Annotated in this window: 8 protein-coding genes; 6 read left to right on the top strand and 2 right to left on the bottom strand. The window is 39.3% G+C overall.

The genetic code is table 11. The annotated features are described in order from the left end of the window. The first annotated feature begins 783 nt into the window (after window positions 1-783). Both VB733_RS18485 and VB733_RS18480 read left to right on the top strand, forming a co-directional pair. Window positions 784-2,250, top strand: coding sequence for an SLC13 family permease (locus tag VB733_RS18485; RefSeq protein ID WP_323341530.1), 1,467 nt, complete (start codon window positions 784-786; stop codon window positions 2,248-2,250). Window positions 2,251-2,319: 69 nt separating this feature from the next. Next, window positions 2,320-3,495: a glycerate kinase gene (locus VB733_RS18480; RefSeq protein WP_323341529.1), complete on the top strand. Its 1,176-nt coding sequence runs from the start codon at window positions 2,320-2,322 to the stop codon at window positions 3,493-3,495. 55 nt (window positions 3,496-3,550) lie between these two features. Here VB733_RS18480 and VB733_RS18475 read toward each other — a convergent pair whose 3' ends face one another. Next, entirely contained in the window at window positions 3,551-5,152 is a 1,602-nt protein-coding gene (locus VB733_RS18475; RefSeq protein ID WP_323341528.1) for an HlyD family efflux transporter periplasmic adaptor subunit, read from the bottom strand. Between the two features lie 300 nt (window positions 5,153-5,452). Continuing rightward, window positions 5,453-8,455, bottom strand: coding sequence for a peptidase domain-containing ABC transporter (locus VB733_RS18470; protein ID WP_323341527.1), 3,003 nt, complete (start codon window positions 8,453-8,455; stop codon window positions 5,453-5,455). Between the two features lie 1,611 nt (window positions 8,456-10,066). Between VB733_RS18470 and VB733_RS18465 the strand changes: the two genes are divergently transcribed. The 4 genes from VB733_RS18465 (at window position 10,067) to VB733_RS18450 (ending at window position 17,038) form a co-directional block, all read left to right on the top strand. After that, the gene (locus VB733_RS18465) at window positions 10,067-11,125 is read left to right on the top strand and encodes a calcium-binding protein (RefSeq protein WP_323341526.1); all 1,059 of its coding nucleotides are present in this window, start codon (window positions 10,067-10,069) and stop codon (window positions 11,123-11,125) included. Window positions 11,126-11,426: 301 nt separating this feature from the next. Then, on the top strand, window positions 11,427-12,623 hold the full coding sequence (locus VB733_RS18460) for a calcium-binding protein (RefSeq protein WP_323341525.1): 1,197 nt from the start codon (window positions 11,427-11,429) through the stop codon (window positions 12,621-12,623). Between the two features lie 169 nt (window positions 12,624-12,792). Beyond that, entirely contained in the window at window positions 12,793-14,895 is a 2,103-nt protein-coding gene (locus tag VB733_RS18455) for a glycosyltransferase (protein ID WP_323341524.1), read from the top strand. A 145-nt stretch (window positions 14,896-15,040) separates the two neighbouring features. Further along, window positions 15,041-17,038, top strand: a complete 1,998-nt coding sequence (locus VB733_RS18450; protein WP_323341523.1) for a pentapeptide repeat-containing protein — start codon at window positions 15,041-15,043, stop codon at window positions 17,036-17,038. The last annotated feature ends 186 nt before the right edge of the window (window positions 17,039-17,224 follow it).

Raw genomic sequence — 17,224 nt, 5'->3', positions numbered from 1 at the left:
TTCACTTAATAAGTATCTTCACTGTTATTAATGAATACTTCATGAAATATTCATGAGAAATTTTTCATAAAAAAAATTAATTAATTAATTCTAGATAAAAAACGGCAAGTTGAAAAAGTTTGAATTATTGAACAAAGAAGGTTAAGTATATGATAAGAATAGTTTAAATTCACAGATTAAAATAACCCAGATGTAAATTAGCATTTGTCAGCGATACTCCAGAGGAGTCGCTATGCTAACGCCAGAAAATGTTCATACTATCTGAGGTAATAATCAACTTAGCTAACAAGATATATCTATTTAACGATAGTTGCCCTCAGCAAGTATGAGTGGAGGTTTAGTTGCTAATCTGCAAAACTGCTTGTCGAGACAAGTAATATTTTAGCGACTTTGAATTAACTAATCTTCTTCAGCCAATTTAATTAGTCAGCACTTACACACTAACTACAATTTTACGTCATTACGTAGGCGTAGACTAGCAGTTTCCCGCAGGGTAGTAATCGCCGAAAACTTTGAGATTGCTTCCCTACACTACGTTTCGGACTCCAAGAGAAGCAACTACGTGTCTACGCAATGACAAATAGTGCTTGCGTAAGTCCTGTTAGTAATAATTATTATTTATGAGGAATTCCTCATCCTTTTTTCACATAAGCTTAATAAAAAATTGTTTAAATTAAGTTTAAGAGGCGATTAAGGGAAAATAACAGTTACTTAAATTTGAGGAATAGTATCTAATCCGCATCCATGTCTAAAAGCGCAATTAATGCAGATAACTAGCGAAAAATGGAAAAGACTTCCGATAAAACCACTTTTATTCCCAAAAATCACTTTTTAAAAGGATTTTTGCTATATATTCCTGTGTCAAACCAAAGTAAATGGAAACTTACACTAGCGATCGCACTATTATTAGTAGCTGGTATTATTTTACTTTTGCCAAGTAGTTTACCAACACCAGCACGAATAACAATATTTACCTTTTTGCTCGCAGGTATCCTGTGGTCTACAACTTCTATCAATGCCGGTTATATCGCTTTGAGTTCGGTGATACTGCTCTTGTTGACGGGGGTGATGTCCCAAAAGCAGTTTTTCGAGTCTTTGGGTTCAGATGTTGTCTGGTTAATGATTGGTGCTTTTATCTTGGGTGGTGCAGTTCAAGAAACTGGTTTGGCTGTACGACTCACACAAATGGTTGCATCGAAAGCACATAACGTCCGCAGTCTTTTCTGGATGTTAACTTCAGTTTTAATTCCGCTTTCTTTTCTAATTCCTTCTACCTCTGGACGTGCTGCTGTAACTTATCCCATCTTTCGCAGTATCAGTAGTGCTGTAGATGACAAGCAAACTCGTCGCGCACTGTGCTTGTTAATGCCAACTATTATCTTGGTTTCGACTATAGCTTCCTTAACTGGTGCAGGTTCCCATTTAATTGCTAAAGATTTGCTTCAAGAAATTACACAACAGAATATTTCTTTTGGACAGTGGGTGCTTTACGGTTTACCTTTTGCGGCTGTTGCGAGTTATGCATCCTGTTGGGTAATTACATGGATGTTTCTGGATAAAAAGCGTTTGCAACGGCAGCTAAAAATTACTCAAATACAACCCCAACCTTTATCGAGCAACGAACGTAAAACTCTGCTCATAATTTTGTTAATGTTCGGTTTGTGGTTAACAGAAGCTTGGCATGGTTTAGAAACTGCCACCGTCATTATCATGGGAGCATTATTACTGACAGCACCAAATTTTGGGGTGATGAAATGGAAAGATGCTGTCAAAGCTATTTCTTGGAATCTGATTATTTTCGTAGCTGCAACCCATGTTTTAGGTCATTCTCTCATCACTTCTGGTGCATCAAAGTGGATTCTCAAACATATTTTCGACTTCAGCCATATCGACAGTACGGGTTCCCATTTTATTGTCCTGTTAGTTCTGGCAATTATTTCCCTTACTTCCCATCTTTACATGACTTCCCATACTGCCAGAGCCGCAGCTTTGGTTCCACCTCTGCTGTATTTAGGGATTAGCTTGGATGTGAATCCTGTAGCAGTCTTGTTTTTAATCACTTTGGGAATGGATTATTGTCTGACATTTCCAGTCAGTTCTAAAGCACTTATAGTTTACCAAGACATGGATGCAGAGGGTTTTCGTCCCCAAGATTTGCTGCGCTTGAGTACGGTGATGATTCCCATTCACTTTGGTTTAATAATTTTGTTCTATTACACCTGGTGGAATTGGGTAGGTTTGTCTTTTTAATTCCACTGGATATCAGTACAAAAGCAAGGGTCCAAATAAAAAGTAGTATGAAAGCCGCAGGAAAATAATATGACACTGAATATTCTGATTGCTCCTTCGGGATTTAAAGAAAGTCTTGACGCAGAACAAGTTACTGATTGTATTGCAAATGGTATTCAAAAAGTTTTAAAGGATGTAAATATCCGCAAAGCACCTCTTGTTGATGGTGGTGAAGGATTTACCAAAACTTTGGTAAATGTCACAGGTGGAACCTTACATTACCTAGAAGTTACGGGACCAGTCGGAGAAAAAGTCCAGTCCCATTTCGGATTTTTAGGTGGGAGTTCTGTGAAAACTGTGGTCTTAGAAATGGCTGCTGCTGCGGGGTTACGTCTTGTTCCTCGCGATTTGCGAAACCCCTTATTGACAACTACCTATGGAGTGGGTGAGTTAATTAAAGCTGCTTTAGATGCTGGTGCAGAGCGGATTTTAGTTGGTTGTGGAGATTCGGGAACTAATGATGGTGGTGCGGGAATGGCACAGGCTTTGGGTGTAAAATTGCTAGATGAGAAGGGCAAGCAAATAGGCTGGGGTGGCAGTGAGTTAATAAAACTCAAACAAATTGATCTTTCCACCAGAGACCCACGCTTAGATCAAGTGCAGATTGATGTTGCCTGCAACTGGCATAATCTATTATGTGGCGATCGCGGTGTTGCTAAGGTCTTTGGTCCCCAAAAAGGAGCATCTCCAGAAATCGTGGCACAAATGTCTTTGGCTTTAGAGCATTACGCTGCTGTGATTGCCACTGATTTCGGTATTGATGTTCGAGAAATGTCAGGTAGTGGTGCATCAGGAGGGTTAGGTACGGGTTTACACGCTCTCGTTGGTGCAAAATTACACCCTCGTTACGATATTGTGATGCAGTATTTGGAATTAGATAGTTTAGTTTCCCAGGTGGATTTGGTGATTACTGCGGAGGGATGCATCGATTTTCAAACCCCACGAGGAAAGATTCCCACGGAAGTAGCCAAAAGAGCCAAAAGTTACGGATTACCTGTTATCGCTTTAGTTGGAACGGTTGGAGAAGGTGCAGAAATAAATCTCCAGCATGGGATAGACTACTTTACCAGTATATTGACCCATCCATGTGGTTTAAGTGAAGCAATTAATCAAACTGCCACTCTGCTTACAGATACAGCAGAACAAATAGCACGTTTACTCTTAGTCGGAGAACAAATTCGACGCTGTAATATCAATGCTTGGTAAGTCAAACCAGCAATTTTGAGATGAAATACCTTTTTCAAATCGTGCTTGATATGCGCTAGCGAACTTCTTTTAAAGTTTCGATTTGTTTAGTAAATACTTCGGTAAATAAGCTCATAATACTCCTTTCTTCGCGTATCTTAATATTAGCCGTGATCGACATTCCCGATTGCAAGGATATATTTTTACCTTGCACATTTAATGATTGTCTATCCAATTTGATTTTGATAGGGAAACGATAGTATCGATAGTTCTCATCTGGCGGTAATGCATCTGAAGCTACTGATATTATTTCCCCTTTAATATCGCCAAATTCGCTAAAAGGGAATGAGTCAATTCTCACATCTGTTTTCATACCTTCACGGATAAAACCAATGTCTTTATTCGTAATAAATGCTTCAGCAATAAAGCTATCATTTGGTACTATTGAAAGTAATTTCTCACTTGGTCTTGTGACAAATCCATGATTATTTGCTTGTAAGTTAAAAATAGTTCCAGCGACAGGTGCATAAAGTCTTTGATATTTGATATTTGTTTGCACTTGAGAAATTTTACTATTGACATCAGCTAGCCGCTTTTCATTTTCTAACAGCACTTTAGTAAGTTGACTCTCTATCTCAGCAATTTGCTTTTTGTGATTAGTAATTTTTTCCCAATTATTTTTATGAGAAGCCGCCACACTATTTTTCAACTCTTGTTCTCCCTGTTGAATATCAAGTTGTAGACGTTGTTTTTCCTCTTGTAATTGTGCTACTTGGGCTTTGAGATTTTGTACCTTTTTTTGTTGTTGCAAATACTGTAGCTGCGAAATCCCTCCTTCTTCTGATAAAGTTTTTAGTTTACCAATAATTTGTTCTTCAAGAGCTACAGTTGCTTTTGTGTCACTAATTTGAACTTCAATTTGTGCTAGCTTTTTCCTAATTTGAGCAACTTCTAATTGTCCTGCTGCTGCACGAGTATCTAATTCATTTTTTGTGACAATAAAACGTTTTTGCTCGTCTATTCCCAAAATAAAATTATTTCCAGATTCTCCTAATTCTTTACGTAAAAATTCATTCTCTGACAGCAAAACTGTACGATGTTTCAGTAAAGAAATAGTTTCTTTCGCAAAAGCATTTTTTAACAACTCTTCTTCTGTAATCACAGATGTAGGATTTTGGATTAACTGCCGATAAATTTGGTTTTCTCTGATTAAAGCAGCGCGTATTTTTTGTAGCGAACCTAATTCCGCATCTGTGGTAGTAGAATCAAAAACTAGTAATAAATCTCCAGCTTTGACTTGTTGTCCATCTTTAATGTAGATATCTTTAACAACTCCACTCACTGGTGCTTGAATTTCTTTGACTGCACCTTCAGGTTTTAATTGCCCTGTTGCTGGAATTACTTGCTCAATTTTGGCAAAATAAGCCCAAGTTATCCCAAAACACACTAATCCCATCATAGTCCCCATTATGGCACGCGACCAAATAGGAGATTGGCGTAAGACTACAGATTGCTCTAACTGAGAATCTTGAGAATTAATTGTAGATGATTTAGTTGCAACTGATTGGGGAGTTTGAGATTCAGTCGTCAATGTCTGCGCTTCCAAGGTTTTTATTGTGTGTTCAAACTTACTGTTACTAGATTTTCCATTGAGGTTATTTGTGTCTAGTTTAGTCATGATAATGATAGATTGTTTGTGAGTGATTATTGATAAATATGATTAGGAATCATGTAAAAATAAGTAGTGCAAGCGTCTGGCTTGCTAAGTTGTGATGCAAAAATATTTATATATTCTAAAAATCTCAAGTCCTCGTCATTGCAACGTATAAAGCAATCACAATATATATTTAATTTTTTAATTTTGCCTAACTACTTATTTCCCAAAGGTGGGCTTTCCGCACCCGGAGTTTTCAGTGAAGAACATCTCCCCGAAAACTCCTCTCCACACTACTTATTCAATTTATTTTTACACGCATATTTATGAACTCATTTCTTGCTGATTGTAGAGGTAAAAATAATGACCTTCCATTGCCATTAATTTATCATGAGTTCCTTGTTCAACAACCCTACCAGCATCCATAACGACGATTGTATCTGCGTGTTTGACAGTATTTAGACGGTGAGTAATAAAGAACACTGTACTATCTTTAAATGCTTGCGCTAAATTGAGACAAACTTGCCTTTCCGTAACATAATCTAAAGCACTAGTTGCTTCATCTAAGACTAATAACTTTGGTCTTTGTAGAACAGAACGTGCGATCGCAATTCTTTGTCGTTGTCCACCAGAGAGCGCTCCTCCACGTTCACCCACCTTGGTATTATAACCATTAGGTAAGTCCATAATAAAGTCATGGGCAGCCGCAATTTTAGCCGCTTCGATAATCTCCTCTGTTGTTGCGTCAGGATTAGTCAGAGCAATATTTTCTTGAATTGTGCCTTCAAACAAGAGTGTATCTTGGGGAACGAATCCGACTTGTCGTCGCAGCGAATATAGTTCAACTTTGGATATATCATATCCATCAATTAAAATTCTACCTGACTCTTGTTCATACAATCTAATCAAAAGTTTTGTGAGAGTGCTTTTTCCTGCACCACTTTGTCCGACAATGCCAATAAATTCACCTGAATTAAAAGTCAGACTCACATTGCAAAGTTGCAGGGGACCATCACTTTTAAAGCGGAAGTAAACATTTTCATACTTTACCGCACCAGAAATCGCAGGTAAAGGAATATTATTACGGTCTTGTTCTGCTTCTTGTGGTGTATCAACAATATCACTTAACCGCTCTAATGATAAAGCCGTTTCTTGGAAACTTTGCCATAGTTGTGCTAAACGCAAGATTGGACTGGTGACATAACTAGAAATAATCCGAAAAGCAATTAACTCTCCTAAAGTTAATTGTCCTTGAACTACTAAATATGATCCCATCCATAAAACTAATAAACTACTAAGTTTATTGAGAAAATTACTAGTAGAACTTGCGAGGGTGGAAGTGATTACAGTTTTAAACCCAGTCGATACATAATTAGCATAACGTTCTTGCCAAGAAAAACGCGATCGCAATTCAATGTTTTGTGCTTTGACTGTTTGAATTCCAGAAATGATTTCAACTAAGTATGATTGTGTTTCCGCATTTCTTTCCGCTTTGGCACGTAACTGTTTTCTCACTATTGGAGAGAAAACCACAGTCAAAATAATAAATACAGGTATCGTTGCTAAACCGACAAGGGTTAGTTGCCAACTATAAAATAACATGACGATGATATAAATCACCGAAAATATAGCATCTAAGCCCACGGTTAAAGCTGTACCTGTCATAAATTGACGAATATGTTCTAATTCATTGACACGGGTAGATAGTTCTCCTACTGGTCTGCGTTGATAATAACTTAGCGGTAAACGAAGTAAGTGGTCAATAATTTCTGACCCTAAGCCCATATCAATACGATTAGTCGTATCGACAAATAAGTAAGTTCTTAATGTAGTCAGTACAACCTCAAAGAAGCCAACAACTAATAACAATCCTCCAAAAATATGCAGAGTATTAACACTATTCTGGACAATTACTTGGTCAATAATTATCTGAATAATCAGGGGATTTGCTAATGCTGCTAACTGCACGAAAAAAGAAGCTAAAAAAACTTCTATCAGTACACGACGGTAACGTGATAAATAGGGAATAAACCACTCTAAACCAAAGCGTTGTTGGGGTGTGGTTTTGGTTGCAGTAATTAGTAATACCCGGAAGCGAGGTTGAGAATTGCTATCTTCTGCTTCTAATTGAGCTAGTAATTCTTTTGGTTGAAAACGCTGGATACCTCCAGATGGTATTCCCAAAACTATAACTTTTTCACTTGCTTCATAGACAACTGCAAAGCTATCTTCATAGCGTATTAAAGCTGGCGTAGGAATGCGCGTGATGCTATTCGAGTTTAGGGGTATATCTACCAGTTGGGCTTTGAGTCCTAATAACTCTGCAAGATAAGCACAAAGTTGAAAAGATACTGTACCTTGACGTTTCTCATTCTCGCTTAAAATACGATTAACTATCTCTCGGCGGAAAGGCATGTGCAAATGTTTTGATACCATTTGAAAACAGGCGATCGCCGAATTAATCTGTCCCTTTCCAGGAAAAAATGGATATTTTATTTTCTGTTGATTATCTCTAATGCTAGATTTTTTTTCTGGAATTTCATCAGATGCATAGGGAATATTAAGTCTGTCTAACTTCTCTAGCGAATTATCTTTGATCTGCTCAGATTGGTGATTCCTATTGAGTATGAATAAATCAGCAGCATCCAAGCCAATTAAACGTAGTGATTTTCCTCCTTGTACCTCTATTTTATTGGTAGCCCTGAGTAATTCTAAAGAAGAACCATGAGCCAAGTTTTTTGCTCCTGCACCGCTAACAAACCAAATTTTTTCTTGATCTAATTGATTAAATAAAATTTTTCCTGGTGGTAAATAATGTACTTTTGCTCCTGCTAAAACATTTTGAGCCAGTTCTTTCAAATTTATATGGGCATTTGCTTGGAGTTCTTTTTGAACACCCAAAATATCAAATATTTCTACTAGATGACAGTGATTTTTGCGAACCTCTGCAAAATCTGGATATTTTTCTAATAAACGCAAATATTCCCCAGCATCCAATCTTAAACATGTGACTTCACTTGATGCGATCGCAGTTTCACATCCAATTTCTCGCAAAATACCAATTTCACCTAAAATATCTCCAGATTCCAGAAATTTTAAGGAACTTGGGACTTGGGTGCGAGCGTCATATGCCAACAATCTCACCTTACCCTCATAAATGATTGTAATGCGATCGGGTATTTTTTCTTTTCCGAGAATTCTCTGTCCTACACGATAACGAGTTGGATGAATATTTTCTAATAGTTTAACAAGTACCTCACTTGGCAATTGGTCGAAACCTGCAAGTTTGGTAATAAATTCAGCAAAATAATCCGTGGCTACAGACATACCAATTTCCAGTTGTGATTTATTGAATTAAGTTTTGGGTTTGGGGTCTGTATATACGAAGAAACTATTTATCGGGCTTGTATCTGGTATGGCTAATGATTATTAGATGTATAAATAAATATATAAATCATCTATCTTGAGATAGATTTACATTTTGCTGCTTTGATAGATAGGAAATAAGCAATTTAGTGATAGTATCAATTGCTTTGGTAGCCAAAACAAAAAATGCTCCACTCATTCAATCCATTCTACGGTGAGGGGTCAGAACCATTTATAAGAACAATTAATACGATTAAATATGTTTTTTTCTTTGTATGATTATCTACATTTGTACTAATGATAGGTGCTTATGAATACAATTCTATTGTCTCTTTTGGGTACAAACAGATATTGATTTACTGGAATTAAGTTATATATACGAATTGTTATCGCTGATTATCTAGGACAAACTCAATACTTAATACTTGTATTCACTTATGTGTTCTATTTATTTTTTCATTCAGAAAGAATATAGTCAATATAGTTACTTTGTCCTGTTTCTAAGTGCCTATATTGGTTATTAATACCAATAAGTACTAATAGTTACAAGCTGTTAAGTGCTGTGCTTGCATCGTTTTGATTTATGAGAATTTTCTCATCTTTATTGCATTGACAAGCCAAATCAGGGCAACTATATTTCTAGTTAATGAGACTTTTCTCATGTTTAAAGTTCCATTGACAGTTCCCTAAATTTTTCTCGTGCTAATAACAGTTGTTTAGTGAGTTTTCTCCCTTGATTACAGTGGTAGAAGAAGCACTATTCTTAATTTCTCAAAATAATTTTACCTATTCACAAGGTATTTGCAGGGCGTAAAACCTCTCAAACCTGATGATGAACTCACAATCAATTGTGAGGTAATTTTTATTCTGGAAATCTCTTTAATTTGCGAAAAGTAGGTTATATCTTAAATTTCTGACCAAGAAAAGTCGTAAGAGGATTTGCAGTTGTAGAGAGATCATCAATTACTAACAATTTTGACCAGGTACAGCGCAGACAGTGTTATTAACTGTTGGAGGGGTTGCGTATCTGCGATTAATGCGAAGAACAACAGATATTTGTGGGTTTTAATTTATCGGGCTTGGCTTAACTGGTATCTGAAATTTACTCAAATTCCTGCATTTAAAGCGGAAAACCAAACTATTTTCTGCATTTAACGCGGAAATGTCTATCTAATCGCCACTTTGTATCTTGGTTTTTATGTTGCTCTAATTAGGTTAGCATAACTTCTGCCAAATTGGCAACTTTTTAATTGCAAAGTATGCAACACCGAAATTTTGTATTTTCTTAGTTGAAAAGACAAGCGGTTTAGTTATGCAGATATTTTGCATAACAGAGAGGCAATTGAAGAGAAAACTTAACGATTTTTATTCCAAAAAGAGTTAGCTGTTCACTTGAACATCGCTAGTTCATAGTATTATCACAGTTCTGTTTGTGATTATCGTTGCTTATTTGCGATCATCAAACAGAAATTGCGATCGCGAGCAAAAGACAATATAACCTTTCTCTCTTAGCTGAAACTTCATCAGGGTGTTCAGTGGTTCAACTTCAACAAATCAGTAAAGAGGTTAAATATGGCAACTTCAGGTAATGATGTTCTCTTTGGAACTAGTGGTGATGACTTTATTGATGGTTTAGGTGGGAATGACCAAATTTTTGGTGACGATGGGAATGATACCCTCTTAGGTAATACAGGGAACGACACTATTTTTGGTGATGATGGTGAGGATTCCATTGATGGTGGAACAGGTAATGACCAACTTTTTGGTGAGGATGGAAACGATCGCATTTTTGGTCGTGCTGGAATAGATTTCCTGAATGGTGACAATGGTAACGACTTCCTTGATGGTGGCACAGAGAATGATAGACTTTTTGGTCAAGATGGTGACGATACTCTTGTCGGTGGTAGTGGAGATGATTCCCTCGGTGGAGCCATCCTAGATGCTCAAGGAAATATTATCGATACTGAAGTTGGTAACGACTCCCTAAATGGTGGTGCAGGAAATGACACTATTGATGGTTCCTTTGGTGATGATATTTTAAATGGTGGAACTGGTAATGATTCTCTCTTAGGTGGAGATGGAACTGACATCATCAATGGTGAAGCAGGTTTTGATTTTCTGGATGGTTCCACTGGTGATGACACCTTAAATGGTGGAACTGAAAATGACACCCTCCAAGGTGATTTAGGTAACGACTTTCTTGATGGAGGAACAGGTAATGACATCCTCAACGGTGGAGATGACAACGATATCCTCATAGGTGGAGACGGAAATGATAACTTGATCGGTAGTGCTGGTAGTGACACCTTGACTGGTGGTGCTGGTGCTGACAACTTTACCTTCAACGCTTCCACTGAAGGCATTGACACCATCACAGATTTCTCTATCGTTGACGATACTATCCGGATTTCTGCTGCTGGTTTTGGTGGTGGGCTAACTGCGGGTGTACTTTCAGCTAGCCGATTCTTTGTTGGTTCCCTAGCTAATGATGCTTCCGATAGATTTATCTATAACGCCAGCATCGGTGTGTTGTACTTCGATGTAGATGGTACAGGTAGTGCATCTCAAGTAGAAATTGCTCAATTATCTGGAAATCCGGCGATTACCAGAAATGACATTGTAGTTTTCTAAATAGACATCTCTAGAAAAATGTAGAGACGTAGCAGTCCTATGTCTCTACCCCCAGATTTTGGATCGCAGTCTAATCAAAAAATTCTGGACTTATACTCAGGGAATTAATTGAAATGAATACCAAGATAACAATTTTAGTTACTGACTTAAGCTACAGTACGTTATTTCTTCTCACTATGTCTGTGACACCCCTCTCTCAAACTTGAGGGAGGGGAGATAGTGAGAGTTCAAACAGAACTTGTATTGTGCATCTGTACAGGTAAGTCACAAAATACTTTTCTGAAATAGGAATTGTTTGATTATGGCAAATAGAAACGGAACTCCAGGAAACGATATCCTGAACGGAACCAATAATGCCGACAACATTAACGGCTTTGCTGGTGATGACACGCTCTATGGTTTAGGCGGTAATGACAACATTGATGGCGGCTCCGATAAGGATGAAATCTATGGTGGTGCTGGTGCTGACGTAATATATGGGGGATCAGGCGAAGACGAAATATATGGTGAAGCAGGCAATGATACCCTCTATGGCGGCGCGGATGCTGACGATGCCTTTGATGGCAAAGACCTCATCGATGGTGGTGCTGGGGCTGACTGGGTGTTTGGCGGCTTTCAAGATACTGCTAAAGGCGGTGCTGGTAATGACACTATAGTTGGTAGCTTCTCTGATGACGAGCTATATGGCGATGGTACGAAGGATGACTCAATTGCTGGTGGTGCTGACTCCCTGGTTGGTGGCGATGGCAATGATACCCTTTACGGTGAGGGTAATGAGACAATTAACGGTGGTGCTGATACCCTCCTAGGTGGCGCTGGCGATGATGTTCTCTATGGCTATGTCGGTAATGACTCCCTCCTAGGTGGAGCCGGTTTTGACTCCCTCAATGGTGGTGCTGGTAATGACATCCTCCAGGGACAGGGTGGCGATGATCAGCTCAGAGGTGGTGAGGGTAATGACAACCTCCTAGGTCAAGCTGGTAATGATACCCTCTACGGTGATTTCGACGGACAAGAAAGTCTTGCCGGCAATGATACCTTAAACGGCGGTGTTGGTGATGACTACCTTGATGGCGGTTCTGGTGCTGATTCCCTCGTGGGTGGAGATGGTAATGACCTTCTCTTTGGTGGCGAAGATGCGGAAACCCAAACCACTCGCGACACGCTCACCGGTGAAGGTGGTATTGATTTCTTCCAGTTGTTTTACGCAGACTATGTATACGAGCCACCCCAACCCGGTGAGCCAATCATTCCTGTTCCTGTTGGCGACTACATCACCGACTTTAACAGGAATGAGGACTACTTCGTTATTGAGGGTCTGACATTTGAGCAGCTAGGATTCCGGAACCAGACTATCAATGGAGTAGCGGGTGCTGAAATCTACGTTATTACTGAAGGGGTAACTATTGGTAACTCTGAAAAACTTGCTTTTGTTGCAGGGCAAACCGCTAATCAGCTCAGGAATAGCCCATCAAGTTTCCTTATTGAGCCTGTGTAAGAAATGGGCAACTACAGGATTGTACTTGGTAAAAACCTAGTACGCACCTGATAGATTGCCACATAGACCGGAGGGTAGCAGCGTCGTTAGAATTCTATGCAGCTACTCTTCGGAACCACATTATTTTAATCTCCTGTTTTTACTTAACGGAAGGACAGGAGAAAAATCTTTGCAATCTTCCCAATATTTTAATCATGCATCTACCATGCGAATATTATTTTTACATCCTAATTTTCCGGCTCAATTTCGCCATGTAGCGACAGCTTTAGCTAAGGACAGTAGTAATCAGGTTTTTTTTGGTACTACTCGTCGGGAAGGAAGCTTACCTGGTGTTAACAAGGTTTTTTATCAGGCGAAACGGGAAGCACGACCGGAAACTCACCACTATGTTAGACCCTTGGAAAATGCTGTTCTTCAAGGTCAAGCTGTTTTTCGCACGGCAGAACAGCTAAAAGCTAAGGGATTTGTACCTGATGTGGTTTATGGTCATTCTGGTTGGGGTCCAACATTATTTGTTAAAGATATTTTTCCTCAAGCTAAATTACTCTGTTATTTCGAGTGGTTCTATCATGCTCATGGTTCCGATGCTGATTTTGATCCCAGTGAATCCCTGAATGCGGATGATGAAGCTCGGATTCGGATCAAAAATGCGCCGATTTTGCAAGACTTGTATAGTTGCGATCGCGGTCTGTCTCCAACCTATTGGCAGCGTCAGCAGTTCCCATCAGAATATCAAAGTAAAATTAAAGTTCTCCATGATGGCGTTGATACTGACTTTTTCCGTCCCCAACCAGGGGCAAAGTTAGTCATAGCCAGCAAAAAACTTGACCTGTCCCATGTAGATGAGATTGTCACTTATGCTACCAGAGGTATGGAACCTTATCGGGGTTTTCCGCAGTTTATGGAAGCAGTGGCTTTACTCCAGCAGCGACGACCAAATTGCCATGTAGTAGTTGTGGGGGAAAATCGGGTAGCTTACGGCAAAAAACTCCCCAATGGTAAAACCTATAAAGATGTGATGTTGGAGAAATTCCCCATCGACCAAAGTCGTATCCATTTTACAGGTTGGCTACCCTATGAAGAATATCTGCAAGTTCTCCAAGCATCAAGCGCTCATGTTTATTTGACCCGTCCTTTTGTTTTATCCTGGTCATTACTGGAATCCCTCGCAACAGGTTGTTTGGTGGTGGGTTCAAGAACTCCTCCCGTGATGGAAGTGATTCAAGACGGGGTAAATGGCTTGTTAGCAGACTTTTTCTCACCCCAGGAAATATGCGATCGCCTTGAGGAAGCCTTGAATCACCCCGATAAAATGGCAGAAATTCGTGCCAAAGCCAGGGAAAGTGTTGAACACAAATATAATTTGTCAGTTTTATTACCCAAGCATCTGCAATGGATACAACAGCAGGAAGATAGTAAATTAGTGTTCCCAAGTAGTGCGATTGCATCGGAATCAAGAGTATCTCTGGTAACTGATAATACGTCAAATTCTAAGTATAAAGACTCAAAAATCAACCTAGATAAATCAGTCGAAATCTTACAGGTAAATAACCGCAAGGTGACAGCCGAAGAGATAGTCCCCTTGTTGAGTCAATATCAAATGTTACCTAAACTCAAACAAGAACTAGTAATCGAGGAGGCGATCGCACCTTTTACCTGTACCTCTGAAGAAGAAGCCAAGTGTCATCAGGAATTTTGCCAACAACATAAATTAACATCAGAAGTTGAACGCCAAAATTGGTTACAAAAACAAGGATTAACGGAAGCACAATTTATAGAGTTAGCAACTCGGAAACTACGAATTGAGAAGTTTCAACAAGCAACTTGGGGAAACAAATTAGAATCCTATTTCCGTCAACGCAAACAACAACTTGACCAAGTTATTTACTCCCTAATTCGACTGAAAGATGCGGATTTGGCGCGGGAAATTTATTTTCGCCTCCTAGAAGATGAACAACCTTTTGCAGAATTAGCAAGACAATATTCTGAGGGTACAGAAGTTTCTACAGGCGGTTTAATGGGTCCAGTTCCGCTTTCATCACCCCATCCTAAATTAGCTCAAATCCTCACCATCAATCAGCCAGGTGAGTTATCACCTCCAACTCGCATTGGTGAATGGTGGATAATTGTCCGCTTAGAAAAACTGTTACCAGCCAAATTAGATGAAACAGTGAAAGAGAAGTTGTTAAATGAACTATTTTCTACTTGGTTACAAGAACAACTTCAACCTGTAGCTGCTAAAGAACCATTAGAAATTAAACAATCAGCTTAAACCGAGGAGCTTAACTGTAGTTTGTACGGTGCGTCAGTGACAAACTTTCAAAATAGAAGGATTAGCTGACGCGCTCTACAACTTCAGTTAACATTCAGCATCAAAATTTTTCAATTTACTCAATTAATCTAGAGGTATCTATTCAATGGCAGCCCAAGACTTTAGCAATCAAAGCCTCAATGGAAATAACTTTAATGGACAAAACCTAAACGGTTCAAATTTTTTTAAAACTACTCTCACAGGGGTGCAATTTGTCAATACAGCCCTTAGAGGTACTAACTTTGAAGAATCAAGTTGGTTCAACGTCAATGCATCAAATGCTGTTTTTGCTCCGAATAACAACTTTCCATCACCAGCTAATTTGTTCAAAGCAAAATTAGAAAATGTCAATCTCAGTGGGGCAAACCTAACTGGAGCGAATTTATCACTAATTGATACAAAATTTATTAACTTATCAAATGCCAATTTAACTAATGCTAATCTCCGAGAAGCAAATCTCAGTGGGGAACAGTCGGAGCGACCAAATTTAGCGGGAGCAAACTTTACAGGTGCCGATTTATTTAAAACGAAGCTAAAAGCTGCGGATTTGACAGGGGCAAATTTCACCAATGCGAAGTTTCAAGAAACAGAGTTAGAGGCAACTCTTTTAGTTAACGTGAATGCAACGGGTGCTGATTTTAGACAAGCCAAACTCACTGATTTGATTCTCCAAAATTCTACCTTTGATTTAGCAAATTTTAGTGGTGTCTCTATCAGTGATGTAGAAGCATTCAATCCAAATCAACCAGTGAATGTGAGCTTTCGTGGTGCTGATTTAAGCAACTTGGTTTTAGATGATGCGACTTTAAGTGGTGCTGATTTTAGTGCTTATGTTGCTACTAATGGTACAGCTACAGCTACAAATTTAACTGGTGCTAAATTAATTGATAGTAATTTCACTGGTTCCAATTTCAGCAGTGCCAAACTAGTAAATACTGACCTCTCCAAAACTAACCTCACCAATGCCAACTTTACTGGTGCTGACATGAGTGGGGTACTCACTACCGATGCGATCGCTATTAGTGCAAATTTCACCAACGCCAAGTTAAATAATGCCAACCTGTCAAAAGGTGACTTTACCAATGCTACCTTTGTGGGTGCGAATCTTACAGGTGCGATCGCGGTTGATGCGATCGGTTTGTATCTTGGTGATGGTGGTAATAATAACCTCACTGGCACCAGCAACGGTGACAACCTCTTTGGTTTTGGAGGTAATGACACTCTCAACGGTGGTGCTGGTAATGATTTTCTCGATGGTGGGGCTGGCGCTGACTTCCTGATTGGTGGTGCTGGCAATGACACCTTATTTGGCGGGGCTGGTGCTGATAATCTCAACGGTGGTGCTGGCAATGATGTTCTCGATGGTGGTGCTGGGAATGATTTTTTAATAGGTGGTGCGGGGGATGATTTTTTAATAGGTGGTGCTGGTAACGACACCTACATAGTTGATAGCATAGGAGACACAATTACAGAAAACGTCGATGAAGGTACAGATATAGTTCAATCTAGCCTGGACTATACCTTGGGCGACAATTTAGAAAATCTAATCTTGGTTGGTACAGCCCAAACAGGTACAGGTAATGCTCTTGCCAACACAATCACTGGTAACGAAGCCAACAATAATCTCAGTGGACTTGCTGGTAACGATATCCTCTTTGGTAATGGTGGTAACGATACCCTATTAGGGGGAGGAGGTAGCGATACTCTCGATGGTGGTGAGGGCGATGATAGCATCAACGGTGGAGTTGGCGCTGACTGGTTGATTGGTGGTGCTGGTAATGATTTCCTCACCGGCGGCGATGGTAATGATACTTTAACTGGTGGTGTGGGCAATGACACCATGAATGGTGGTGCTGGTAATGACACCTTTATCTTTGCGTCGGGATTTGGCAATGACCAAATTAATGCTTTCACAAAGGGTGAAGACAAAATTGATCTGACGGCATTTAATATCAATTTTGGTGCTTTGACGGTGACTCAATCTGGACAAACTAGAGTTATTTCCGGCTCTGTTTTCGGTACAGATACAATTACCCTCGGAAATTTCACAGCTACGAATGGTGTGGGTAGCACTCTTGATGCTAACGACTTTATTTTTAGCTAATTGTTTGCACCATTAATTTTGGTAGTTTGCCGTGGTGTGGAGAGAAATTACTGGGGAAATATTCTTCCTAAGCTGATGTGCAGGGTGCATTGTACAACCCAAAATGTAGAATCACCGTAGTGCGGGCATCTTGCCCGCGTGTGGCATACTCTTCCTGGAAATAGGGAGCAATACTCTTCCTGGAAA

The organism is Calothrix sp. UHCC 0171 (assembly GCF_034931845.1).
GTDB lineage: Bacteria > Cyanobacteriota > Cyanobacteriia > Cyanobacteriales > Nostocaceae > Brunnivagina.
The sequence above is the reverse complement of the archived record's forward strand: the minus strand, read 5'-3'. Positions and strand labels throughout refer to the sequence as shown.